Here is a 24,940-nt window from a genome sequence, read left to right on the forward strand (position 1 = left end):
CAAGAGGCTGTCGCGCACCTCGGGAGGAAGGGTCAGGTTGTCGTCGAGCTCGATGTGAACCCCCACGCCGTACCGGTTGGCGACGTCTTCTGCCATGTTGGCCACTATGGTCGAGAGCGGCTCGTCGTGGTCTGTCGTCAAGGTGATGATCGCTCGCCGCGATTCGTCGAGTGCACGCTGAGCGGCGGCGCCCAGCTGGACGAGCGAGACCGGATCGGCGTTTCCGCGTGCTGCCGACGTGGCCTGAGTCGTGATGAAGGCGAGCTCTTGGGCCATCCCATCGTGGAGGTCTCGGGCCATGCGTCTTCGCTCTTCGGTGACCGCCATCGCGGCCAGCTCCGACCAGTAGTGGGCGATCTCGCGTCCACCGCCAATGAGCCACAGGAGGTAGGCACCCAGGCGCAGCAGGTCGGCTGTATAGAACCACGTCGGGTTGAGCGGTGGGAACAGCAGGTAAGTCAGGGCCGCGAGCGCCGCCAGGCCGCAGCCTGCCCCCATCCAGGCGACGAACTCGTCCCGCTCGCGCTCGGCTCGGCGCACGAAGCCGGCCGCGGCCAAGGCGAAGAGGAGCGCCACCAATGCCAAGGCCGTCGACATGACCAGGCTCTCGGGGACGTGGACGGTGTCCGACGATGCCAGCGGCAGCGGGTGGCTGCGTGCGGTCATCTCCCCGGGTGCGATACCAGTGACCAGGGCGACCAGGCCGAGGGGTGCAATCCCCGAGACGAGCCACGACAAGCCCCACTTGCGTCCCGACGAGCGGGAGCTGACCAGGGCGGCGTTCACGAGCAAGCCGGCTGCAGCACCTCGCAGGGCGAGGAGGATCCATGTCGAGAGGTGCTCGGCGGGCTCGGCGACCGGGACTGCGGCGTCCACGACCAGAGCCAGGTTGCTCATGACCAGCAGGGCGAGGCCGCCGGCAACGAGCAGATCGGAGCGGCGATGATGCCGGCGGTAGCGACCGATCGCCAGGTATGCCACCATGCTGCCGACGATGACAGCCGTCGTCTCGATGGCCACGTGCAAACCCTCGTTGCCGTACGCGAAGCGCACGGAGGGAAGTACGGCAGTCGCCACGATCAGGCAGATCCCACCCGCCGCGGTGGCGGCAGCCAGTGTCCGAGGCCGCACGGACGGTGATAGTACCGCCCAGGGGGGTCCGGGACTACGACGAACCACCCAGCCAGGAGGGCCTTCTCGGCCTACTCTGATGGCCGTCTCAGGAGGTGGAGCCTTGGATACTGAGGAGCTGCGGCGGCTGCAGGCCCCGTTGAAGGACCGCTACCGGGAGGAGCCGACTTCGGCGGTCGTCACCCTTCAGGCCGAGGGCCTGCTCGGGAGCGAGGACGTGTCGTGTTCGGTGGACACGGGCAGGGCGCTGGTCGAGGCGGGCCTCCATCCCGCCAGTGGGGGTGACGGGAGCTTGGCCTGCTCCGGTGACATGCTGCTCGAGGCGCTGGTGGCGTGCGCCGGCGTGACGCTGCGGTCCGTCGCCACCAACCGCGGCATCGCCGTCGAGGGCACGGTTCGGGCCGAAGGTGACCTGGACTTCCGGGGCACGATGGCCGTGGGTCGAGAGGCCCGGGTGGGCTTCTCGGCGATCCGGCTCAGCTTCGACCTGACGGCCGACGTCGCGCCCGAGGAGCTGGACGCCGTCATTGCCGCTACCGAGCGCTACTGCGTCGTGTATCAAACGCTCGCCCGCCCTCCGGACCTCTCCGTATCAGCCACGAGGCGTGCCGTCGACGACTCCTAGGAGGCGCCCCGAGGCGGCCGCCCTGTCTGCGCCGCACGCTCGGAACTTCATGTGATCGCCGACTCTCCGGCGGTCGCTCAGACGTCGTCCTCCGTCTCGGACAGCTCCTCCGGGTCGTCGAGGTCGACGCCAAGCTCAGCCGCCTCGGCCTCGTCGAGCGGCGACTGGTCGTCCTCCTGCTCGTCATCGAAGTCGATCTCGCTGTCCTCGGACGGATCCTCAGCCGAGCCCTCGTCCCTGTGGTCGCTCATGCCCAAGGTTCTATCGGACCCGAGCCCGCGTCTCCGCGGCCGTGGGCCCAGTTGACGTAGACGTCAAGCTTTCTTCTTGCTAACGTCAATGGCAGTTATGACCTCGGACGCGCTCGGAACCGAGATACTTCCCGACGGAGACGAGGCTGCCGCGAGCGAACACGGCTATAAGTGGGCGGCGCTGACCATCACCACCCTCGGCATGCTGATGGCCACCGTCGACGGGTCGATCATGCTGATCGCGCTGCCCGACATCTTCCGGGGCATCCATCTCGACCCCCTCCAACCGGGCAACAGCTTCTATCTGCTGTGGATGATCCTCAGCTTCCTCGTCGTGACGAGTGTCCTCGTGGTGAGCCTGGGGCGCCTCGGAGACATGTACGGCCGGGTGCGGATGTACAACCTCGGCTTCGCCCTGTTCACCTTCTTCTCCCTGCTGCTCACCGTCACCTGGCTGACCGGTCCGGCCGCAGGACTGTGGTTGATCATCGTCCGCGTGTTCCAGGGCGTCGGCGCCGCCTTCCTCATCGCCAACTCTGCCGCCATTCTCACGGATGCCTTCCCCGACAACCAACGGGGCTTCGCGCTTGGCATCAACCAGGCTGCCGGCATCAGCGGCACCTTCATCGGCCTGGTGCTCGGCGGCGTGCTGGCCCCCATCAACTGGCGCCTCATCTTCCTCGTGTCGGTGCCGATCGGCTTGTTCGGCACCATCTGGGGCTATCGCCGGCTTCGGGAGGTGAGTCGTGGGGACCGCGCCCGCGTGGACTGGGCCGGCAACGTCACCTTCGCCCTCGGTCTGATCCTCGTAATGGTGGCCATCACCTACGGCATCCAGCCCTACGGCAGGCACACGATGGGTTGGACCAGCCCCATGGTCATCTTCTGCCTGGCGTCGGGGGTCGCCCTCCTCCTCGCCTTCGGCCTCGTCGAGACACGGGTGGCCGAGCCCATGTTCCGGCTGCCTCTCTTCCGGATCCGCGCCTTCACCGGCGGAGTGCTGGCGAGCTTCCTCGCCGCCGTCGGTCGAGGTGGGCTGATGTTCATGCTCATCATCTGGCTCCAGGGGATCTGGCTGCCGCTGCACGGCTATGACTTCCTCCGCACGCCACTGTGGGCCGGTATCTACATGCTGCCGTTGACGGCGGGGTTTCTCATCGCCGGACCCGTCTCCGGCACCCTCACCGATCGCTACGGGGCACGGCCGTTCGCCACGGGCGGCATGATCGGCTCAGCGGTGACGTTCGTGCTGCTCGAGCTGCTGCCGATCGACTTCCCCTACTGGCTGTTCGGGTTGCTACTGCTGCTCATGGGCCTCACCATGGGGGCTTTCGGGTCACCGAACCGGGCCGGGGTGATGAACAGCCTGCCGGCCAAGGACCGCGGCGCAGGCTCGGGCATGAACTCGACCTTTCAGAACTCTGCGCAGGTCCTGTCGATCGGTATCTTCTTCTCGCTCATGATCGTCGGGCTCGCCTCCGGTCTGCCCGCGAGCCTCTACCACGGCCTGGTCGGCCAGGGCGTCCCCGCGCCGGCAGCAGACCGAGTGGCGCACCTACCACCGGTCTCGACCCTCTTCGCCGCCTTTCTGGGGGAGAACCCGATGCAACACCTCCTGGGGCCGTCGGTCCTCGCCCACCTGCCGCCCGGTCACGCCGCGGTGGTGACGGGACGAACCTTCTTCCCATCCCTTATCTCCGAGCCTTTCCGTCAGGGTCTCCACGCCGCGTTCGACTCCGCCATCGTGGCCTGCCTCGTCGCGGCCGCCGCGTCATGGACCCGCGGGACGCGCTACGTCCATGGGGACAAACTGCCAGCAGCACCGGGGGCACCAGTCCAGCCCGATGTGGTGCTCACAGCCGGGAGCGGGAGCTGACGAGACTGATGGGCCCTGCGAGCTCGGTCGTTGACGACAAGGCAACCACCTGGCGGATCGGTGAGGTGGCCAAGCTGACCGGCGTCACCACCCGGACCCTCCGGTACTGGGAGGAGCTTGGTCTTCTGACGCCGAAGACGCATCGGGGAGCGGGAGAGCGGCTGTACTCGGACGCCGAGATCCACCGGGCCAAGCGCATCAAAGAGCTGCAAGAGCTCCTGGGCTTCTCACTGGCAGAGGTTGGAGTCGTGCTCGAGACCGAGGACGTCTTCGAGCGCCTCCGTGATGCCTATCACGCCGATCCGAAGCCTGCCCATCGACTCGAAGTGATACATCGGCTGATCGAGGCCAACGATCGGCTCCTCGCCCGTCTGGACGACAAGCTGGCCCGGATCCAGGACTTCAGAGATGAACGGGCGGCCAAGGCTCAACGGCTGCAGAAAGTGGCTGCCGAGCTCCGAGAAGGATCGGCAATGCGAAAGAAGGAGCGACCATGACCACACCGGCGCCAGCCGCCTACGACGCCATGATGGCCGAGACCGTGAGGATCACGAGCCGCAATGGGGACGACATCGAGGCCTACCTGGCCCGCCCCCTCGCGCCGAGCCCCTCCGGCGGTGTCGTGGTCATCCACCACATGCCCGGTTACGACACGGCGACCAAGGAGATCACCCGCCGGTTCGCGGCCGAGGGCTACAGCGCGCTCTGCCCCAACCTGTACTCCCGACAGGCGCCGGGAGCGCCACCGGACGAGGCCGCCGCGGTGGTACGCGCCGATGGGGGTATCTCAGACGAGCAGCTCGTCGACGACGTCGCGGGCGCAGCTTCCCATCTCCGGCGGCTCGCCTCGTCCAACGGGCGAATCGGGGTGATCGGTTACTGCTCGGGGGGACGACAGTCGTTCCTCGCCGCCTGCAGCCTCGAGCTCGACGCCGCGGTCGACTGCTACGGCGCCTTCGTGGTCGGCACCCCACCAGAAGGCTTCCCGTTGAAGGTCGGGCCGATCGGCCACCTGGCCCCGCAGCTGTCCTGCCCGTTGCTTGGGCTGTTCGGCGCCGAGGACGCGTTCCCGTCACCGGAGCACGTGGCGGAGCTGGAGCGGATCCTGAAGGACAACGACAAGCCCTACGAGTTCCACACCTACGAGGGCGCCGGACACGCCTTCTTCGCAGTGAACAGACCCCTCTACCGGCCTGAGGCGGCGGTCGACGGGTGGGTGAGGATCCTGGACTGGTTCGGTCGCTATCTCGCGGTGTGAGCTCGGGGGCCTGTCGAGCTGGATGCGGCGTATGGCTCGAGGGTCACGCTCTCCGGCTTCGATCGTCTCCCTGGCCAGGATGGCGACCGCTTCACTCACCGGCGGCGGGATCGAAGCTTCCCCGACGTGGTGTTGGGCGGCGTTGCTCCCGATCTGGGAGCATGACACCGGACCCTACCGATGAATGCCATTCCGATGAATGGGGGAGCCACGTGGCGAGCTGGACGTTCGAACCCGGTCACACCGAGGCTGCATTTCGGGCCCGCCACATGATGGTGACGTGGGTCCGGGGGTCGTTCAAAGACATACACGGAACGCTCGAGTTCGACCGCGCCGATCCCCTGGCCGCCGAGTTCCAGGGCGAGATCGACGCCAGGAAGATCTGGACCGGCCAGCCTGAGCGGGATGCCCATCTCCGCAGCGCCGACTTCTTCGACGTCGAGCGATATCCGACGATCTCGTTCCGGGGGCGAACGGCTGAGCGCACCGGAGGCACGCACGGCAGGGTGATCACCGAGCTGACTATCCGAGGGATCACCCGCGAGGTGCCCCTGGACGTGTCCTACCTCGGACAGTGGGAGACGCCATTCTGGGTCGGAGACGAGAACAGGGGCACGCTCCATCGCGCCGGCTTCGAAGCCCGGACGAGGATCGACCGTCATCAGTTCGGCGTGTCCTGGCAGGACCGGCTCCCGGGAGGGGGGGTGGTGGTGGGCAACGAGATCGACGTGGTGCTCGACGTCGAGGCCATCCTCGACGAGGACCTCGAGCGGACGGGAGCGATCGCGTACTACCGCGGCGAGAGCTGAGCAACTCGTCGCCAGCCGGTGGTGGCACCGCTGCCGGGCCTCCGACCCTCTACTTGGGTGGTCGTCCCAGGCGAGGGCGGATGGGGGCGATGGCCGGCTCATGCTTGCGGCGCGGCCCCGACCACAGTGCGGGCACGGCGTCGACGGCCGCTGCCACCGCGTAGGCCGTCCGCTCGTAGTTGAGCCGCCAACCCACGAAATCCGGCCATGCAGCAGCGGCTTCACGCTCGATCGGGAAGTCGACGGCTCGCAGGCGGTCGATCGCGTCGAGGAACTCCTGGTATGTGAGGCTGATCTCGCCGTCCGGGTCAGGCTCGCTGGGCACGTCAATGCCCAGCGCCAGGGCGATCTCGTTGAAGCACTGGAATCCCGCGCGCAGGAAGAGACGCGCGGGCACGACCGGGGCGGCCTTCGGGGAGAGCGCCAGGAACAGCGCCGCGGAGTCCAGCATGGCGAGCAGCGCCGTAACCCACGACGACAAGGGCCTGGGCGAACGGAAGCGCACCAAGGGAAGGTAGGTGGTGTGGCTCTCGGCGACGTCGGCCGCCCACCGTTCCCAGCGGGCGTACAGATCAGGCAGGGTGTCGAGGGTCGATACGCCAGATCCGAGCGCGTAGTGCGTCCGTGCCAGCAGCTCTGGACCCCAGGACGGGACGCCGGCCCGGGCGTTCAGCAGCGCCACCTCGGTCTCCCTGCGGTTGAACGCCGAGTACAAAGTGGGCAGGTAGGCGATCTGCAGCGTGATGATCACCAGGCCGGTCACCGCTGCGGCGCAGACGATCGCCACCGGCGCCGAACCTCGCGGTACCGCGAACCCGAGGGTGAACATGGAAGACCCGGACGTGACGAACGCCGACGACAGACCGCCCGTCACGAATGGCCAGAGCAACAGCGCGTACCCGACGAAGGAGATCGCCAACCAGACGGCCAGCTGCGCCACCAGGATCATCGCTGCCTCTGCGGCGAGCACCCGGTCCCGCCGCCTGTAGTCGGCAATGGCGGAGGTCGCCAGACGGAATGCCCCGTTCACCGCCGAGTGCACCCACCCGATCAGCCAGCCGTGGACACGGCGGGGAACGATGAGGCTCCCGATCACGCTGGCGCCCGCCGCCACCACGAGCAGGCCACCGACAGCTGCAGCCGCCGATCGGGCGACCAGCGGTACCACCATTGGCGCTCCTTCGGTCCACGACTCGGCCGAACCCACTCGGCCTGGTCACGCCCATTATTGGCTCAGCCAGGGCTCGTGCCATCGGGAGACTCCGGCTACCAGCCGGTCTGCGCTGCGGGGTCCCCACGAGCCTTGCCGGTAGGTCTCGAGGGGTGGCGGGACGTCGAGCAGCGGCTGCACGATCCGCCACGTCTCCTCGATGGCGTCCTCTCTCGTGAACAGGGTGGGGTCGCCGTGCAGCGCGTCCGAGAGCAGACGCTCGTACGGCTCCGGCGCCTCGCCCAGCTCGTGCGAGAACACGAGCGACAGGTCGACGGTCCGTGTTGCCTGGGCGCCAGGCGTCTTGGCCTGCACCACCAGATCGGCGCCGGGGGCAGGATCGATCCGCAGGATGAGCTGGTCCGCCTCCGGCACGACGCGCTCACCGACGACCATGGATGGCGGTCGTTTGAAGATGATGCGCACCTCGGTGCAGAGAACCGGCAGCGCCTTGCCGGCACGGATGAAGAATGGCACGCCGGACCAGCGCCAGTTCTCGACATCGAGACGGAGCGCAGCGAAGGTCTCGGTCTCGGAGTCCGGCTTCACACCGGAGATCGAACGGTACCCCTCGTACTGGCCGCGGACATAGCGCTTGGGATCGGCCGTCGGGATCGCCTTGAAGACCTCGACCCTCTTGTCCCGCAAGCCGTCACGCTGTCCCATGGAGGGCGGCTCGCACGCGACCAGGCCCATGACCTGGAGAAGGTGATTCTGGACCACGTCCCGCAGTGCGCCCACTGGATCGTAGAAGCTGCCGCGATCCTCGACGCCGAAGTCCTCCGCCATGGTGATCTGGACACACTCGACCCGGTCGTGGTTCCACAGGGGGTCGAAGATCGAGTTGGCGAACCGCAGGAAGAAGATATCCATGGTCGGTTCCTTGCCGAGGAAGTGGTCGATTCGAAGGATCTGCCACTCCTCCAGCACCCTGCGAAGGTCGCCGTTGAGGGCTCGAGCGGAGGCCAGATCGTGGCCGAACGGCTTCTCGACCACCACGCGGGCCCGCTTGGTGAGGTCGGCGCCAGCGAGCCCTTCGACGACCCTCGCGAAGAGCGACGGTGGGATCTCCAGATAGAAGACCGGGTCGTGTTTGCCCTCGACGGCCGTCGCGACGCGGTCGTAGGTCGTCGAATCGGCATAGTCGCCCGAGATCATGGAAAGACGCTGGGCCAGTCGTTGAAACGTCGTCTCGTCGATCGTCTCGCCGCTCGCCTCGATCGCCCGGCGAGCATGGTCACGGAGCGCCTCGTCCGACCATTCGTCGCGCGCCACTCCGACGATCGGGCACGACAGCACGCCGCGCCGCTCGAGGCGGTACAAGGCCCGAAACGTCATCTTCTTGGCCAAGTCGCCGGTGATGCCAAAGATCACCATGACGTCCGCCGTCGTCATCGCCTGGTTCGCCACAGAGCGTCCTCCTTGCCCAGCACCGGACGGTAGCCATGGTACGGGCTCGCTCGCCACGCGGTCCGGGCATAGGGTGCAAAAGCGACAATAGACAGGAGCGGACGGTCCCTTCGGCGAACTACCTCACAGAACGAGGCGAAGGCCGTCGCCGACACAGGGCGGGATCGTCGCCAGCAAGGCGGATCGTGAGGCACCGGGAAGAGACCCGCTCGAGATGGATGCCCCATCGAGCTGGAAGGGGCACAGGTCGCAGGCTGCTGCAGCCTGCACCTGATCGCGGGCGTCCGCGCCTCCTGCTGGCTGGGGGAGCTGGCCTCCTTGTCATCGCCTGGGGGGCGAGCGCGTTGGGGATCATCCCGCCGACGACGACAATGGCCCCGCTGGCCGCGATCCTCCCCCCGGTCAGCTCCCCCTCGCTGACAACACCCCCGCCTCCGTCGATTCCGATCACGATCCCGGGGACGACCTCGACGACCCAACCACGGCAGAACCCCCCTCCTTCGCCCCCACCGCAGAGCCAGCCCGCGCCCCCGCCGAACAGCTCGGGCGCCACTGGTCCTGGTGGTCTCCAACCCAGCAGCCCGCGGGTCGGTACCGCCTCCGGACCTGCACCCGTCTCGACCCCGCTGGGCGCGGGTGAGGCAGCACCGCCTCAGGCCGGCCCCGCCGTCCCTGCCCTCAGGGGTCCGGTGCCTGTCGGCAAGGGCATGTGGATCTGGGCACCGCCACGACAACCCGGACCGTCGGACGCCGCCATTCGGACGCCGTCGGATTTCTCGAGAGCGCTCCTCGCCGCCCTCGGCGAACCGAACACCGGCCCCAACGTTCAAGCCATCGATGCCTGGCAGGCCGCCGAGGGGGGCTTCGTCCACCTGAACCCGCTCAACACGACCCAGACGGCGCCGGCATCGACGACATGGAACTCCGTGGGAGTCAAGTCCTACCCAGACTGGAAGACAGCCATCAGGGCGACCACCCAGACCCTGCGGAACGGTCAGTACCGCGGGATCCTCGCCGCCTTGAAGTCCGGGAACAACGCGGAGGCGGTGGCCCGTGCCGTCGCCGCTTCGCCGTGGGGCACGGGGGACTTCTCTCGGTCCATCGGGCAACGCTACGCCGTTGCCACCAACGGGGCTGACGTCTCAGTCATCAATTCCATGGTCACCAGAGCCCAGGCCGCTGGCCTCACCTACGTCGTCGTGCTCCTTGGCTCGAGCGATGGCACCTTCGACCAGCAGAGCTTTCTCGACGCCTTCCTGCCCTCGGCCCATGCCGCCAACATCCGGGTCTACGGCGCCGACGTGCCCAGCCTCACCAACCCGCAGGCCGATATCGCCCGGACACTCTCGGAGATCACCTACACGACGCCCGACCAGGACCGGATCGACGGCATCGTCGCCGACCTGGAGCCCGGGCGGGGGGGCGCCTTCAACTCGGCGGCAGGTCAGACCTACGGCAGCAGTCTCAGGGCCGCGGTGGGCCCTGATCTCCCCCTCGTCGCCGCCGTGCCCGCCCCTCCCGGTCCGACGCCTGCCGTCTCGGCCCCGTCTGGCCCCGTGCCCCCAGTCTCGCCACCGCCGTCCGCCGGCGGCGCCTATCCCTATGCCCAGGTGGTCGCGCCCTTCGACGCCGTGGCAGTCATGGATCCCGCCACGGGACCGGGCCACGCAGACCTTGGCCCGGCGATGAACGCCCTGGCCCCGCTGGGCAAGCCCTTGATCGCGGTGGACCAGACCTTGACGGCCTCCCCGCCGCCTTCACCGACAGCCCCCGACCCGGTGCGAGACCAGGTTCTCAACTTCGTCAACGCGGCCGACACCATGAGAGCCACGTCGGTCGCCTTCTGGAGCTGGGAGACGGCCAGTCAGTCGGTGTTCGACACGCTGCAGGCCGCACCGCAGTTCAGCCTTCCGGCTGCCCCCGCGCCGATGTCGGCCAGTCAGGTCAGGGACTGGCAGGCGCTGCTCACCGGCCTGGGGTTCCCGGTCCCTGGCTCCGGACAATGGGATGCCCCCACGACGGCGGCCGTCAAGGCGTACCAGCAGGCCGCGGCCAGTCCCGTGACCGGCATGATCGATGACGCGACGCGAACCAACATGCTCACGCCCTTCCCCCCGCCCGTCCCCGCCGACCTGCTCGCCAGCTCGCTCGCCGTCCCCGGAGGCGTGGCCGGCCCCGGTGGTGCCGGACTGCCATTGCCGCGTCAGTACCTGAACAACGGGAGCGTCGACCAGGGCGTGGACTACTCAGCCCCTGGTGGCACGCCTCTGTTCGCCATGGGCTCGGGCACCATCATCCAGGAAGGCATCGGTGGGTTCGGGCCCAATGCCCCGGTGCTGCAGATCACCTCCGGCCCGCTGACCGGCAAGACCGTCTACTACGGCCATTCGGGGCCAGACCTGGTCCCCGTCGGAGCCAATGTCGTCCAGGGCCAGCAGATCTCCAGCGTCGGGTACGGCATCGTCGGCATCTCGACCGGCCCACACCTCGAGGTCGGCTTCTGGCCCCTCAGCCACACGGGGGCGGGCCAGGCCATGCTCGACTACATCAACGTCGTCGAGCATTCCACCGGTGGGTGACGTCGTGCTCGTCACCAACGACTGCCTCCGCGGGCTGAACCGAAGCTAGCCGCCCGGTACGTTACGGGCTGCTACGTGATCCGCTGAGCCAGGGCGCCGTGGGCCAGCCCGGCACCTGACCGCGAACGAGGAGGGCCACGTGACTGTCACGACGGTGGACCCGGCGAGTGGTCGAGCACTGACCACGTACGACGAGACGACTCCGGCGGAGCTGGACGCGCTGCTCGACAGGGCCCATGGCGCGGCCCACGGTTGGGGACAAACGGCACCTGACCAACGGGCCGAGGGACTGCGCCGACTCTCGCAGGTCCTGACGGAGCGGCAGGAGGAGCTGAGCCTGCTGGCCACGCGGGAGATGGGCAAGCCGCTGGCCGAGAGCCACGCCGAGGTGGCGAAGTGTGCCCGAACATGTGAGTGGTTCGCCGAGCATGCCCCAGCCCTGCTGAAGCCCGAGGTCGTGGAGACAGAGGCGCTGCGGAGCCAGGTCATCGCGACGCCCCTCGGGGTGCTGCTGGCAATCATGCCCTGGAACTTCCCCTACTGGCAGGTAGTCCGCGCCCTGGCCCCAGCGCTGGCGGCCGGCAACGTCGTCGTCCTCAAGCACGCACCGTCGACGACCGGCTGCGGCCTGGCCCTGGCCGCCGCCGCGACCGCGGCGGGGCTGCCAGTGGGGACACTCTCGGTGCTCGTCGTCGATGCCGAGCGCACCGCCGATGTCGTCGACGACGTGATCGCCGACGACCGGGTGGCAGCGGTCACCCTGACGGGCTCGACCCGTGCCGGCCGTTCGGTCGCTGCCGCCGCAGGACGGGCGCTCAAGAAGACGGTGCTCGAACTTGGCGGGAGCGACCCGTTCGTCGTGCTCGCCGACGCCGACCTCGAGGCTGCCGCCGCCTGGGCGGCGCGCAGCCGGTTCCAGAACACCGGGCAATCCTGCATCGCCGCCAAGCGCATCATCGTCGAGGAGGCGGTCGCCGACGCCTTCACCGAGAAGCTGCTGGCCCAGGTCAGAGACCTGCAGTTGGGTGACCCCACCGAGGACGGGGTGACGATCGGGCCGCTGGCCCGAGAGGACCTGCGGGACGCCGTCGACCGCCAGGTCCGCGACTCCGTGGCCCGGGGAGCCCGGGTCCTGGTCGGCGGCCGCGTCCCACACCGGCCCGGCTTCTACTACGAGCCGACGGTCCTCGACGAGGTCCGACCTGGCATGCCGGTGCTCGAAGAAGAGGTGTTCGGCCCCGCCGTCCCCGTACTGCGAGCCGCGAGCGCCGACGAAGCGCTGGCGCTCGCCAACGCCACCGCCTACGGGCTCGGCAGCGCCGTGTGGACCTCAGACCTGGCTCGCGGCGAGGTCTTCGCCGCCCGCCTCGATGCCGGACACACCGCCGTGAACGGCATGACCGTCTCCGACCCGCGTCTGCCGTTCGGGGGCGTCAAGGACTCGGGCTACGGCCGCGAGCTGTCGCATCAGGGGCTGTTCGAGTTCGTCAACATCCATGCCGTCGTCGTCAATGCTCCCGACGGGCCGCGTGAGGACCGGCGGACGGCGAGCGAGTAGCACCATGCCCCGCAGTAGCCTCCGATCGGGTGAGGACCAGCTTCCATCCAGCGGTGGCACCTGGCTCATGGTCGACAAGCAGCAGGAGGGAGTGAGATGGGTACGGCAGCAGAGCTGATCGTGCGCTGCCTCGAGCACGAAGGAGTGAGCTGCGTCTTCGGGATACCCGGAGAGGAGAACATCCACTTCACCGACGCCGTCGTCCGCTCGTCAATTCGATACGTGCTGGTCCGCCACGAGCAAGCCGCTGCCTTCATGGCCGAGATCCACGGCCGTCTCACCGGCGCCGCTGGCGTGTGCTCGGCCACGTTGGGCCCCGGGGCCATCAACATGCTCCTCGGCGTCGCCGACGCGACGACCAACAGCTCCCCCCTGGTGGCACTGTCCGCCCAGGTCGGCCTCAACCGGATCTACAAGGAGTCGCACCAGAGCGTCGACCTGGTGTCCATGTACGCTCCGGTCGCGAAGTGGGCCGCCACGGTGCTGAGTGGCGAGGCGATCCCGGAGATGACCCGCAAGGCGTTCAAGCTGGCCCAGGCCGAGCGTCCCGGTGCGGTCTACCTGGCGGTCCCCGAAGACATCGAGGCAGCCGCCGTCAGTCCGGACCTCACGCCGCTCGAGCTGAACGTGCCGAGGCCCGACGAACCGTCCCCGTCGCAGATCCGCCGGGCGGCCGACGTTCTCGACAACGCCGTCTGCCCGATCGTGCTGGCCGGTCACGGGGCCGCGCGCGCGGGGGCCTCGGATGCCTTGATGCGCTTCTCGACCAACCTGGGCCTCCCGGTCGCCACGACCTTTCACGGCAAGGGGGTGTTCCCCGACGACCACCCCAATGCCCTCGGCGCCGTGGGCTTCATGGCCCATGACTATGTCAACTTCGGCTTCGATCAGGCAGACGTCATCGTCTGTGTGGGCTACGAGCTCCAGGAGTTCGACCCCGCCCGGATCAACCCCCACGCCGACAAGCGGATCATCCACATCAGCCGGTTCCCAGCCGAGGTCGACAGCCACTACACGGTGGACGTCGGCATACAGGCCGAGCTGGGGCGAACGCTTGATGCGTTGGCAACGGCGACCTCACGCCGCTTTGCCGTCGCCACGGCCGACGAGAAGATTCGCGCCCTGCTGGCCAGTGAGCTCGCCGTCGGATCAGACGAGTCCGTTCCCGTGAAGCCCCAACGGCTCGTGGCCGACATCCGGTCGGCGATGGGCCGCGGGGACGTCGTGCTCGCCGACACCGGCGCGGTGAAGATGTGGATGGCCCGCCTCTACCCAACCTACGAGCCCAACACCTGCCTCTTCTCGAACGGGCTGTCCACCATGGGCTTTGCTCTGCCTGGCGCCATCGCAGCCAAGCTGGCATTTCCTGAGCGCCGGGTGCTCGCCGCCGTGGGGGACGGAGCCTTCCTGATGAACTCCCAGGAGCTCGAGACCGCCGTTCGGGAGCGCCTCCCGCTGACGGTGCTCGTGTGGGAGGACGACGCCTATGGCCTCATCAAATGGAAGATGCAGCTTGACCTGGGCAGGGACGTGAGCACCGACTTCACCAACCCGGACCTGGTTGCCTACGCCGAGAGCTTCGGGGCACGGGGCTACCGCATCCGCTCGGCAGATGCGCTCCTGCCCACGTTGCGAGAGGCCCTGGACTCGGAGACCGTGTCGGTCGTCGCCTGCCCGGTGGACTACAGCGAGAACCTGCGCCTCACCTCGATGCTCGGAGAGCTCAGCGGGCCCTTCTGAGCCCGAGTGGCGCCCTGGTTGCCGGTCACTCCCGACTCTAAGGTGTGTCACGTCCATCCACTCCACCGGGAGGTGACGGCGATGTCGAGCGTCATGGTTTCCCACGGTCGATCGTTGCCCACCTCATGAGCGCCGGACCGGGCAGCGCTGTCGCCGACCAGGAGGCTGGTCCGTTCCAGATCGCCGGCTCCGCAGTGGTGCTGGGATCGGCCCGCCTGGGTGAGGGGTCGCTGCTGGCCGAGGGTGCGGTCATCCGATCGGAGGACGGGGCGGTCGAGATCGGCGCCGGATCGGCCGTGATCGAGAACGGCGTGGTGGTCGGCACCACGGCAATCCCGACCACCATCGGGCGCCGAACCACGTTCGGCCACCGCTGCATGGTGATCGGAGCAGCCGTGGGCGACCTCTGCGAGATCGGGAACGCCTCGACGCTGATGCCCGGCGCCCGGCTCGGCGACCGGGTCTTCCTCGGCGAGGGAACAGTCGTGCCGCCGGGGATGACCCTGCCGAGCGAGGTCGTGGCCGTCGGACGGCCAGCGCGAGTCGTGCGATCCGCGAGCCCAGACGACCTCCGTCGCCTCGCCGGTCTGCGCGGCGGCGACCTCTCCGTGCCGGAGCACACCGCCATCACCATCGAGAACAGACAGGAGACCCTCGCCATGGGCCAGCTGTACGCCTACCGAGGCACCCTACCGACCATCGCCGCCTCGGCGACGCTGTTCGCCACCGCCGAGATCACCGGCGACGTCGTTGTCGGCGAACGCAGCATCATCGGCGCCGGCGTCAAGATCATCGGCGATTCCCACGGCCCGGTTCGCATCGGCGACGATGTCCAGATCCTCGAGAACACGGTCTTGCACCTGCTGCCGGACAACGAGCTCATCATCGACGACAGAGTCATCGTCGGCCCGGGCGCCATGATCCACGGCTGTCACATCGGCGCCGGATCTGTCGTCGAGCCGGGCGCGATCGTCTGCGACGGCAGCGGGCTCGGGGCCGGTTGCATCGTGCGCGCCGGAGCCGTCGTCAAGCAGCGCTCGCAGCTGCCGCCGGGCTCCGATATCGACGGCCTGCCGGCCACGGCCGTCGGTCGCCTGCCTGAGCCGCCAGAGATGCCGAGCTGGGCGCTCAGGCCGGACGATCTTCCTGTCCCGGCAGCTGGCGGGCCTGGTCTGTGACCACCGTCCGTCACATCGCCCAGGCAGTCGCCTCCACCGGCTCGAACGTGCCCGCCTACCGGGTGGACATCCGTGTCGGCAACCACCAGCTCGTCGCTGACGAGCCGCCTGACACCGGCGGGGACGACTTCGGGCCGTCGCCGTTCGGTCTTCTGACCAGCGCCCTGGCCGCGTGCACGGCCACGACCCTTCGCATGTACGCCGAACGTCACGACTGGGAGCTGAGCACCATCGACGTCGATGCGCGGTACGAGGTCGACGACAACCGGCACGGCACGATCGCGCGATCGATCACGGTTCCCGCTGACATGCCGGGAGAGCAGCTCGACGCGCTTGCATCGATCGCCGACCGGACACCGGTGACGCGCGCCATCCGGGCTGGCACACCCATCACCACGACGATGCGGCGAGGGAGCTGAGGGGTGAAACCATGCCGCACGGCACCGTGGGTTGGTGACCCGGGCTTCGAGCGGCATCCGCGCCGCCACGGCCACTCATCAGCGGATCCGTTCGTGACGCTCTGCCAGCACACGGTCCCATTTGACGGCCGGAACGGCGGCTGGGAGCGGCCGGATCGGCCCAGGGCGAAGCCCATCGAGCACGAGGTCCAGGTGGCGCTCCCAGATTCGGGGGGCGGTGCGGCGAGTGGCCTCCACGAGGTCTGTGATCGTCCAAAACAGGACCACGAGGTCCTGGTAGACGACATCCTCACGCAGGGCGCCGAAGTCCTTGGCCCGCTGGATCAGGACTTCCATCGCCCCAGCGATCTCGTGGCGAACTGCGGCGATGCCAGGCGCGCCCCACAGCAGGCGCGACGGAAGCCCATGAGCAGCATGAAACGCTGTCGCCTGTCGGACGAAGCACTCCAACCCATCGCCGCCCGGCGACTCGAGCGATCTCCGTGCAATCTCCAACGTCTGTTGATGCAGCGGAAACACGGCGGCATCGAGGAGATCACACTTGTTGGGAAAACGGCGGTAGATGGTGCCGACCCCGACCCCGGCACGCCTGGCGACCTCCTCGATGGAGAAGGCCGTCCCGCACTCGTCGAAGACCTCTCGCGCCGCGGTGAGGACGCGCTCGAGGTTGCGAGCCGCGTCCTGCCGCAGCTCGTGGCTCGGCGCGTGGCTCGGCTCGTCCCCCTGATGAACCGTCATCGGACCTCCCTCGCCCCTGCGGCGCTCGCTCCGGCCGGTCTGCGATGGGCCGGGTCGCCGCCCACCTCGGGATCAACGAGTCCCTGCCGTGACACAGGGACCACGATGGCCGCCACCGTGGCGAGGAGGAACGCGGCGGCCATGAAGCCGAAGGCGAGCCCGTAGCTCCGCTCCGTCGGGTAGCCGCTGGCGAGAACGCCAGCAGTCAGGATGCTGGCCACGATCTGGCTTCCAACCGCTCCACCGATGGTCCGGACGTTGGCGTTCATGCCGGTGGCGACGCCGGTGACGGTAGCGGGCACGGCGTCGACGACGAGGTTCGTCAGGGCGGCGAAGCCCAGTCCGAGCCCGAGCCCAGAGAGAGCACTGGCCGAGTAGACCTCCCAGGGCGCGCTGTGCGCCACGGCGAGCACGCCGAACGGAACGGCAGAGGCGACGCCGCTGACCACGAGCGCCCCCTTGGCCCCGATGGCGGCGGTGATGCGCCCGTTGTAGAGCCCGGCGACGAGTGTGCCCAAGGCGCTGGGCACCAGGAACAGCCCGGCCATCGTCGCAGACGCCCCGAAGCCGTAGCCGGCCCGGGTCGGGGTCTCGACGAAGGGCGGCAGCACGACGATGGACGCGTACATGCCGATGCCGAAGAGCAGGGCCGCCACGTTCGTCCACCACACGGTTGGAATGCGCATCACGCGCATGTCCACCAGTGGCTGGCGGGCCGTGAGCTCGACGCGCACCCAGATGGCGAAGAAGACGACCGTGGCCCCGAACAACCCGATCACGCCCGCCGACCCCCAACCCCATACCGGTCCCTCGGTGACACCTACGAGCACCGCTACCAGCCAGGCCGACATGAGCACGGCACCCCGCACGTCCACCTTCCCGGGGGTCTTCACGGGGGACTCGGGTATGAAGCGGATGGTGGCGACCAAGGCGGCGACCACGAGGACCAGCGGGAACCAGAACAGCCAGTGGTAGGAGAGGTGCTGGACCACGGGCCCGCCCACGATGATGCCCACGCCGGCTCCGATGCCAAGCAGCGCGGAGATGAGCCCGATGCCCCCCGCCACCTTCTCAGTCGGGAACTCGTCGCGGATGATCCCGAAGGCCAGCGGGAACACCGCACCGGCAACCCCCTGGATCACCCGGGCCACGATGAGCAGCCAGAGCGACCCCGCGAAGCCTCCCAGGATCGTGCCCGCAGCCAGGACGGCAAATACAAGGACGAGCATCTTCTCTTTGCCGAACATGTCCCCGAGGCGGCCGAGGATCGGGGTGGCCACCGACGAGCTGACCAGGAAGGCGCTGAGAAGCCAGGCGACGGCCGATTCGCTCGTGTGGAGATCGTGCTGAATGGTGGCGAGGGCCGGCAACACCATCGACTGCATCAGGACATAGGCCAGCGTGCCGATGGCGAGCACACCGAACGTGACCCGGTAGTGCTGGCGCGGCCGGTCTCCGGTCGCCGTCCCGTCGGCGTCGAGCGCGACCGGAGCCATCCTCGGGAGACTAGCAGCGAAGCGGAATCAGGTTCCGGTTAACTTGGCTACGGGACCGGTGAGGGTCCGCGGCGGGGGGCGGGCCGGCCTCCCGGGCCGGCCCTACGCGGCGGCGCGCTCGAGGACGTGAACGCCGCAGGCCGAGCCGAGACCGATGACGTGGGCCAAGCCGACTGTCGCGCCCTCGATCTGACGATCACCCGCCTCCTCGCGGAGGTGGTGACACACCTCCCAGATGTTGGCGATGCCGGTGGCAGCAATGGGATGGCCCTTCGACTCGAGGCCGCCGGAGACGTTGACCGGCGTCCGGCCGTCCCGCCAAGTGGCGCCGGACTCGAAGAACGGCACCGCTTCGCCCTCGGCACACAGGCCAAGGTTGTCGTAGTGCACGAGCTCCGCGGTCGCGAAGCAATCGTGCAGCTCGACCAGGTCGAGGTCCTCAGGTGAGACACCCGACTGCTCGTAGGCCTGGCTGGCCGCCTGGCGGGTGAGGGTGTTCACGTCGGGGAGGACCTGGCACGCCTCCTCCCATGGGTCGGTGGTCAGCACCGAGGCCGACACCTTCACCGCCCGCCGTCGTTGCGTCGGATCCAGTGTCTTGAGCTTCTCTCCGCTGACCACCACCGCCGCAGCGGCGCCGTCGCAGTTGGCCGAGCACATCGGCCTCGTATTGGGATAGGCGATCATCACGTCGCCCATGATCTGGTCGAGCGTCATCTTCTTGCTGTAGGCGGCGAGTGGGTTGAGCGTCGAGTGCGAGTGGTTCTTCTCGCTGATCCGCGCGAACAGCTCGAAGGTTGCTCCACCGTGCTTGTGTCCGTACTCCATCCCCACTTGAGCGAAGACGCCCGGCATCGTCTCGGTGCCGACACGGCCGTCGATCGTGGCGACCGAGCCGTAGCGCCCGTGGGGCTCGTACACGTTCCGGTCGCTCTTGGGCCTGCCGCCGCCCCCGAGCAGACCCGCGCCGGCAAGCTTCTCGACGCCGACGGCGAGCCCCAGCTCGCACTCCCCGGCCTTGATGGCCATGACGGCAGTCCGCAGGGCCGTGGCACCCGTCGCGCACGCGTTGGCCACGTTGTAGACGGGGATGCCTGTCTGGCCGATCTGCTTCTGCAGCTGCTGGCCGATGCCGTTGGCGGCACCCATGAGGTTGCCGGCCGCGAGCACCCCCATGTCCTTCATCGAAACGCCACCGTCGGCCAGCGCGGCGAGCGCCGCCTCCGCTGCCAGGTCCACGGTGTCGAGATTGGGATGCTTGCCGAACTTCGTCATGTGGATCCCGAGGATCCACACATCGTCACGCGCCATCAGGCTCCTCCAGCGGCTCGAAACCGAAGCCGACCGCCTCGGTGCCGTCATCGTCCGCACCGACCACGTAGGTGGCCAGACGGACCTTCATGCCAAGCTTCACGTGCTCGGGATCCGGCGTGGTGTTGATGACGTTGGCGCGCACGCTCGTCCCACCGCAGTCGATGACCGATGCGACGAACGGGACCGGGATGCCGGGCGCTGCCATCGACACGATCGTGAAGGCGCGCAGCACGCCCTCGCTGTCGATCGGAGCCTTGTGGAATCCGGTCCCCCCGCATGACGCGCAAGCGTTGCGCCGGTCGAAGTACCGTGCCCCACACGACGAGCACTCGTTCGCCTCCAGGTGCGGCTCCTCGCCCAATACCAGGTACTCGACCAACGGGATCTGTCTGCCCACACCTTCTCCCTCAAGGCCGCGCCGCGGTGGCACGTGTCACACGACCCTAACAAGGCGAGACACGTCCTTCCAAGTTCACCGGCTCTTGGCCCCGACGTACGTCGAGCCGAAGGCCTGCAGAAAGTCGCGGGTCTCGGCGGCGGAAGGGGATGCGCCTGGGACGATGATCCAGGTGGCGCCCGCCGCCTCCAGGACGCCGAAAGCGTCACGGTGGCGCTCGACGTCCTTGGTGGGATCGGCGATGGTGCCGTCCGCGTAGGACGGGGCCACCTGGAGGACCTCGCCTCGCTCACCAGCGAGGTCTCGGAGCTCGGCGACCTTGGCGGCGATGTCGGCAGCCGTCTCGAGGTGGGGCGTCCGGGCCGTGGCCGATACCTGGGCAGGACCGACGAGCGGCATCCAGCCCTGGCATCGCCCGGCGATGCGCCGGAGGGTTCGCCGGGCGTTGCCACCGAGCCAGATGGGGATCGGGTCCTGCACCGGACGGGGCCGGGCGACCACGTCCCTGGCCTCGAAGTGTGCCCCGCGATAACTGAACGGCTCGCCGCTCCAATGCATCGGCAGGACGTCGAGCACCTCGTCGAGGAGGACGTTGCGCTCTTCGAAGTCGACACCGAGGGCGAAGAACTCCGACTTCTGATAGCCGGTGCCCATCCCGAGGATGAGGCGACCATTGGACACCTTGTCCACGCTCGCCGCCGTCTTCGCCAGCAGCGAGGGGTTCCGGTACGGGCCCACGGCGAGGTAGGTGAGCAGCCGCAGCCGGGTGGTGACCGATGCTGCGCTCGCAAGGGCGACAAAAGGGTCGAGGGTCTGGTGGCCTCCCGACGCGAGCCAGCGAGCGCCCGGAGCGGGGTGCTCAGTGAACGCCAGCCCCTCCCAACCGGCGGCCTCGGCGGACCTCGCCACCTCGCCGACGGGCCCGGCGTCGAGCAGATCGCCGTCGAGGCCTCGGAGCTCAGGATACGAATAGATGAACTGCATCGGCCCCCTGGTCTTCGATGTCCACTGCGACGACTTCCTCTCGGTCCTCGTCGCCAACGGCGCTCGACGATACTGTCCTGTCGGACACCAGGCAGGCAGAGTGAGGCAGCCCAGGGTGGAGCTCGGTTTTACGTCCATGAACACGCCCGAGGACGGAGCGCCCGCCGAGCTTGCCCGGGCGCTCGAGGAGCGGGGCTACGGATCCCTGTGGGTGGGCGAGCACTCCCACATCCCCGTCTCCCGCCGCACTCCGTACCCCGCCGGCGGCGAGCTGCCACCGCAGTACCTGCGGATGATGGATCCGTTCGTCACCCTTACGGCGGCGGCCGCCGCCACCGAGCGGCTGCTCGTCGGAACGGGCGTGGCTCTCCCGCTCGAGCACGACTTGCTGGGCCTGGCCAAGTCGGTCGCCACCATCGATCGGATCTCGGGCGGACGGTTCCTGTTCGGCGTCGGCGTCGGATGGAACGAGGAGGAACTGACCAACCATCGCCCGATCCCGTGGGCAAAGCGGTACCGGGCACTCGCCGAGTGCGTCGTCGCCCTGCGGGTGCTCTGGTCGGATCACGAGTCGGAGTTCCACGGCCAGTTCTACGACTTCGACCCGGTGTGGTCGCACCCCAAGCCCATGACGACACCCCACCCTCCCCTGCTCTGTGGCATGGGCGGCCCCCTTGGCGCCCAGCACACCATCGAGTGGGCCGATGCCTGGCTGCCCATGGACGTCGCCCTCGGCGACGTGGCCGAGCGGCTCACCCGGTTCCGGGCGAAGGCCGAGGAGGCCGGCCGGGGTGACATCCCGATCTCCATGGTTACATGGGGAGATCCCACGATCGACACCCTCAGGGCGTACCGCGATCTGGGCATCGAGCGCGTCGTGCTCGGCGCCGGCCGCCAGCACTGGGACGACCCGAAGACGACCTACCCGTTCATCGACCGCTATGCCGCCTACATCGACGTGCTGAGGTAGCGAGCACGCACCGACGCGGCGTCGTTGGCCACCGATCCGACAACAATGCGAAGCTACTGGTTGAGTAGTCCGTGTCCGGGAGGATGACGATACATGGGAGCTCGAGACCCGGACCTCCGGCACAAGGTTGCTCTGGTCACCGGGGCGAGCCGGGGGGTCGGCGCTGCGACGGCGCTGGCCCTTGCCAATGCTGGCTGCACCGTTGCGTGCGCGGCCCGAGCGACCACCGAGCAGCCGCAACGAACGCCTGGGACCATCGACGACGTCGTGAGCCGGATAGAGGATGCAGGAGGCACGGCGCTCGCCGTTCCTACCAACCTCGCCGACGAGAACCAGGTGGTGGGGATGGTCGCCGAGACCGTCGATCGCCTGGGCCGGGTCGATGTGCTGGTGAACAATGCCGCCATCACCTTCGTCGGCGACCTCGATATCCCGCTCAAGCGGCACGACCTCATCATGGAGGTCAACCTTCGCGCCCCTCTGGTCGCCATGCGCGAGGTGAAAGGTCACATGATCCGGCAAGGGGGTGGAGCAATCGTCAACATCTCGTCGGCTGCGGCACTGCACCCACACCCCGGCCTCATGTCCTACGGTATCGCCAAGATCGGTCTCGAGCGCCTGACCGTTGATGCTGCCGCACAGTTGCAACCCCACCACATCGCCGTGAACTGCTTTCGAATCGACATCCCTGTGGCCTCTGAGGGATTCGTCGCCAACACACCTGGGGTGGACAGGTCGAGCTGGGAGCCGTCCGAGGTGGCCGCCGAAGGCATCCTGTGGATGGTTCGTCAGCCGGCCACCTACTCGGGTCGCAGGGAGAGCATGTACGCGCTGCGTCATCGGGAGTCGATCATGAAGTCTCGCGCCGAGCGAGGCTGGGACGGCCCACCGCCACCCACAGAGCTCTACGACGGCCTGGCCGAGGTGGGCGAGAGCACCTTCCGCGAGCCCTATGAGTGACTTCACCAGCCTTGTCGATGCCGGCCGCGGAGCCGGCCGAGACAGCTGAGTTCGCGTAGTCCTCGATGCGCGCTGCCCTCGTCCGGTCGTACGGCCCGCCTGAGTCCGTCGGGGTCGAGCTGGTGGACGACCCCACCCCGGCGGCAGGCGAGGTGGTCATCGAGGTCCGTGCCGCCGCGGTCAACTTCCCTGATGTGCTCCTCATCAGGAACGAGTACCAGGTCCATGTGAACCCCCCGTTCATTCCCGGCAGCGAGTTCGCAGGCACCGTCCGCGACGTCGCCGACGACGTCACCGAGATCCGACCTGGGGACCGCGTGCTGGGGGCGACCTTCATCGGTGCATTCGCAGAGCTGGTGGCGGCTCCCGCGGCGGGTCTCCTGCGGCTCCCGAAGGGAGTGCAGTTCCGTGAGGCGGCGGCCTTCTGGGTGACGTACAGCACGGCCTACCACGCCCTGAGAAGCGTCGCCCAGGTCGCGCCGGGCGACTGGGTCACGGTGCTCGGCGCGGCGGGCGGCGTGGGCATGGCGGCCATCGACGTCGCCCGGGCGCTCGGCGGGCGCGTGCTGGCTGCCGCGTCCAGCGTCGACAAGCTTCGTGCGTGCCGGGAGCGCGGGGCCGAGGCAACGGTCGACTACGCGACCGAGGACCTCAAGATGCGAATGCGGGAGCTCACCGGTGGTGGTGCCGACGTGGTGATCGATCCCGTCGGTGGCCCGTACTCCGAGCAAGCGCTCCGATCGACGCGATGGGGCGGCCGCTTCGTGGTGGTCGGGTTCGCCTCCGGCACGATCCCCTCGGTTCCCCTCAACCTCGTGCTCCTCAAGGGCGCCATCGTGCGCGGCTTCGACCTCCGGACCTTCGGCGAGCACGCACCCGCCGAGCTCGCCCGCGATCGGCGCGAGCTGCTCGAGCTCGTCGGATCCGGCCAGCTACGCCCGCTCGTGTCAGCGGTGTTCCCTCTGGAGCGAGTGGGCGACGCCCTCGCCCATCTCGGCAGCCGGCGAGCCATCGGGAAGGTGGTCGTCGAACCCTGACGGGGGGAAGCTGTCTGCAGTATCGAATGCGCGCCGCGCAGGGCTACGCTCGTTGCGTTTCGCCTCCCACCCCTAGGAGCTGGACATGGACGTCGGAATCGGTCTCCCCAACTCGCTGTTGGACGTGGAAGGTCCCGAGCTCCTCGCGTGGGCTCAGCGATCGGAGCAGCGTGGCTTCTCGTCGCTCAGCACGATCGGCCGGATCGCCTACGGATCCCACGAGGAACTGATCGCGCTGGCAGGATCAGCCGGCGTGACTGATCGGATCGCCCTCATGCCCACCGTCCTGGTGGCCCCACCTCGTCAGGCGGTCCTCCTGGCCAAGCAGGCCGCCACACTCCAATCCATCTCGAACGGCCGCTTCCGACTCGGGCTGGGCATTGGCGGGCGTGACGACGACTGGCTCGCGCTCGGTGAGCAGCCAAGACACAAGGGCCAGAAGCTCGAGGAGTGCATCGCTACGTGCCGGTCGGTGTGGGCGGGGACACCACCCGAGGGCGCGCTACTGCCCGTTGGACCCAAGCCGACACGTCTGCCCATCGTGTTGGGCGGGTACTCGGAGTCTTCCTTTCGACGGGCGGGCCGGCTGGCCGACGCCTTCGTGGCGGGCCCCATGCCGCCCGAGGCGGTGGCGGGCGCCTACGAGGTCGTCAAAGCCAGTGCCGCCGAAGCCAAACGCGAAGCACCGCCGCTGTATGCCGCTCGTTACGTGGCGATCGGAGACGACGTCGCGGAAGAAGCCGACCGCAACGCTGGCAGCTACTACGGCTCCGCCGGTGACGCCATGGTGCAGATGGTACGGGACGGGATCCTGCGTTCCTCCGACGAGGTACGGGGGACGCTCGACAGCCTGAAGCAGGCAGGAGTGGCCGAGGTGTGCCTCTGGCCACTGGCCCGCAGCCTCGACCAAGTCGACCGGTTCGCCGACGCCGTGAAGGGTTACCAACCGTGACGGCGGGGACGGTCGCATCGCCGGCGGACGGGAAGGCGCCGCGGCGGC

General features: G+C 68.5%; 23 protein-coding genes. 14 read left to right on the forward strand and 9 right to left on the reverse strand.

What is annotated here, in order from left to right; genetic code table 11:
• Positions 1-1,131, reverse strand: a 1,131-nt coding sequence (locus VH112_00500) for a histidine kinase (GenBank protein ID HEX4538697.1), incomplete at its 3' end; no start/stop codon positions are given.
• A gap of 103 nt (positions 1,132-1,234) precedes the next feature.
• On the opposite strand from VH112_00500, the gene VH112_00505 reads away from it, so the two are divergent.
• The gene (locus VH112_00505) at positions 1,235-1,756 is read left to right on the forward strand and encodes an OsmC family protein (protein ID HEX4538698.1); all 522 of its coding nucleotides are present in this window, start codon (positions 1,235-1,237) and stop codon (positions 1,754-1,756) included.
• Positions 1,757-1,833: 77 nt separating this feature from the next.
• Here the strand turns inward: VH112_00505 and VH112_00510 are convergent, their stop codons facing one another.
• Positions 1,834-2,007 carry a hypothetical protein gene (locus VH112_00510; protein HEX4538699.1) on the reverse strand — a complete coding sequence of 58 codons (174 nt, stop codon included), beginning with the start codon at positions 2,005-2,007 and terminating at the stop codon, positions 1,834-1,836.
• Between the two features lie 97 nt (positions 2,008-2,104).
• On the opposite strand from VH112_00510, the gene VH112_00515 reads away from it, so the two are divergent.
• The 4 genes from VH112_00515 to VH112_00530 all read left to right on the forward strand — a co-directional run bounded on the left by VH112_00515 (position 2,105) and on the right by VH112_00530 (position 5,950).
• Complete coding sequence (locus VH112_00515) at positions 2,105-3,883, forward strand: MFS transporter (GenBank protein ID HEX4538700.1); 1,779 nt, start codon at positions 2,105-2,107, stop codon at positions 3,881-3,883.
• An 8-nt stretch (positions 3,884-3,891) separates the two neighbouring features.
• Positions 3,892-4,380, forward strand: a complete 489-nt coding sequence (locus tag VH112_00520) for a MerR family transcriptional regulator (GenBank protein ID HEX4538701.1) — start codon at positions 3,892-3,894, stop codon at positions 4,378-4,380.
• Entirely contained in the window at positions 4,377-5,141 is a 765-nt protein-coding gene (locus VH112_00525; GenBank protein ID HEX4538702.1) for a dienelactone hydrolase family protein, read from the forward strand. The genes VH112_00520 and VH112_00525 overlap by 4 nt, the downstream gene beginning before the upstream one ends.
• A gap of 212 nt (positions 5,142-5,353) precedes the next feature.
• Positions 5,354-5,950, forward strand: coding sequence for a YceI family protein (locus VH112_00530; GenBank protein ID HEX4538703.1), 597 nt, complete (start codon positions 5,354-5,356; stop codon positions 5,948-5,950).
• 49 nt (positions 5,951-5,999) lie between these two features.
• On the opposite strand, the gene VH112_00535 is transcribed toward VH112_00530, so the two are convergent.
• A complete protein-coding gene (locus tag VH112_00535) occupies positions 6,000-7,121 on the reverse strand; it encodes a hypothetical protein (GenBank protein HEX4538704.1) in 1,122 nt (373 codons plus the stop codon).
• A gap of 54 nt (positions 7,122-7,175) precedes the next feature.
• Positions 7,176-8,570, reverse strand: a complete 1,395-nt coding sequence (gene zwf / locus VH112_00540) for a glucose-6-phosphate dehydrogenase (GenBank protein ID HEX4538705.1) — start codon at positions 8,568-8,570, stop codon at positions 7,176-7,178.
• A 689-nt stretch (positions 8,571-9,259) separates the two neighbouring features.
• On the opposite strand from zwf, the gene VH112_00545 reads away from it, so the two are divergent.
• From VH112_00545 to VH112_00565, 5 genes are all read left to right on the forward strand, one after another.
• Entirely contained in the window at positions 9,260-11,149 is a 1,890-nt protein-coding gene (locus VH112_00545) for a peptidoglycan-binding protein (protein HEX4538706.1), read from the forward strand.
• A 139-nt stretch (positions 11,150-11,288) separates the two neighbouring features.
• Positions 11,289-12,707 (forward strand): aldehyde dehydrogenase family protein, encoded by a 1,419-nt coding sequence (locus tag VH112_00550; protein HEX4538707.1) that lies wholly within the window; start codon positions 11,289-11,291, stop codon positions 12,705-12,707.
• Between the two features lie 96 nt (positions 12,708-12,803).
• A complete protein-coding gene (locus VH112_00555) occupies positions 12,804-14,447 on the forward strand; it encodes an acetolactate synthase large subunit (GenBank protein HEX4538708.1) in 1,644 nt (547 codons plus the stop codon).
• A gap of 125 nt (positions 14,448-14,572) precedes the next feature.
• Positions 14,573-15,625, forward strand: a complete 1,053-nt coding sequence (locus tag VH112_00560; GenBank protein HEX4538709.1) for a hypothetical protein — start codon at positions 14,573-14,575, stop codon at positions 15,623-15,625.
• Positions 15,622-16,044 (forward strand): OsmC family protein, encoded by a 423-nt coding sequence (locus VH112_00565; GenBank protein ID HEX4538710.1) that lies wholly within the window; start codon positions 15,622-15,624, stop codon positions 16,042-16,044. The genes VH112_00560 and VH112_00565 overlap by 4 nt, the downstream gene beginning before the upstream one ends.
• Before the next feature lie 78 nt (positions 16,045-16,122).
• Here VH112_00565 and VH112_00570 read toward each other — a convergent pair whose 3' ends face one another.
• From VH112_00570 to VH112_00590, 5 genes are all read right to left on the reverse strand, one after another.
• Positions 16,123-16,782: a helix-turn-helix domain-containing protein gene (locus VH112_00570; protein ID HEX4538711.1), complete on the reverse strand. Its 660-nt coding sequence runs from the start codon at positions 16,780-16,782 to the stop codon at positions 16,123-16,125.
• A complete protein-coding gene (locus VH112_00575; GenBank protein HEX4538712.1) occupies positions 16,779-18,278 on the reverse strand; it encodes an MFS transporter in 1,500 nt (499 codons plus the stop codon). Before VH112_00575 ends, VH112_00570 begins: the two co-directional genes overlap by 4 nt.
• 102 nt (positions 18,279-18,380) lie before the next feature.
• Positions 18,381-19,589 (reverse strand): thiolase family protein, encoded by a 1,209-nt coding sequence (locus VH112_00580; GenBank protein ID HEX4538713.1) that lies wholly within the window; start codon positions 19,587-19,589, stop codon positions 18,381-18,383.
• Positions 19,579-19,989: an OB-fold domain-containing protein gene (locus VH112_00585; protein ID HEX4538714.1), complete on the reverse strand. Its 411-nt coding sequence runs from the start codon at positions 19,987-19,989 to the stop codon at positions 19,579-19,581. Before VH112_00585 ends, VH112_00580 begins: the two co-directional genes overlap by 11 nt.
• Positions 19,990-20,064: 75 nt before the next feature.
• Positions 20,065-20,973 carry an LLM class F420-dependent oxidoreductase gene (locus VH112_00590; GenBank protein HEX4538715.1) on the reverse strand — a complete coding sequence of 303 codons (909 nt, stop codon included), beginning with the start codon at positions 20,971-20,973 and terminating at the stop codon, positions 20,065-20,067.
• Positions 20,974-21,088: 115 nt separating this feature from the next.
• On the opposite strand from VH112_00590, the gene VH112_00595 reads away from it, so the two are divergent.
• The 4 genes from VH112_00595 (at position 21,089) to VH112_00610 (ending at position 24,892) form a co-directional block, all read left to right on the forward strand.
• On the forward strand, positions 21,089-21,943 hold the full coding sequence (locus VH112_00595) for a TIGR03619 family F420-dependent LLM class oxidoreductase (GenBank protein HEX4538716.1): 855 nt from the start codon (positions 21,089-21,091) through the stop codon (positions 21,941-21,943).
• 93 nt (positions 21,944-22,036) lie between these two features.
• Positions 22,037-22,903, forward strand: coding sequence for an SDR family NAD(P)-dependent oxidoreductase (locus VH112_00600; GenBank protein HEX4538717.1), 867 nt, complete (start codon positions 22,037-22,039; stop codon positions 22,901-22,903).
• Between the two features lie 65 nt (positions 22,904-22,968).
• Positions 22,969-23,940 (forward strand): NADPH:quinone oxidoreductase family protein, encoded by a 972-nt coding sequence (locus VH112_00605; GenBank protein HEX4538718.1) that lies wholly within the window; start codon positions 22,969-22,971, stop codon positions 23,938-23,940.
• 85 nt (positions 23,941-24,025) lie between these two features.
• The gene (locus VH112_00610; GenBank protein HEX4538719.1) at positions 24,026-24,892 is read left to right on the forward strand and encodes an LLM class flavin-dependent oxidoreductase; all 867 of its coding nucleotides are present in this window, start codon (positions 24,026-24,028) and stop codon (positions 24,890-24,892) included.
• Positions 24,893-24,940: the final 48 nt, after the last annotated feature.

It is taken from the genome of Acidimicrobiales bacterium, from assembly GCA_036270875.1.
Classification (GTDB): domain Bacteria; phylum Actinomycetota; class Acidimicrobiia; order Acidimicrobiales; family AC-9; genus AC-9.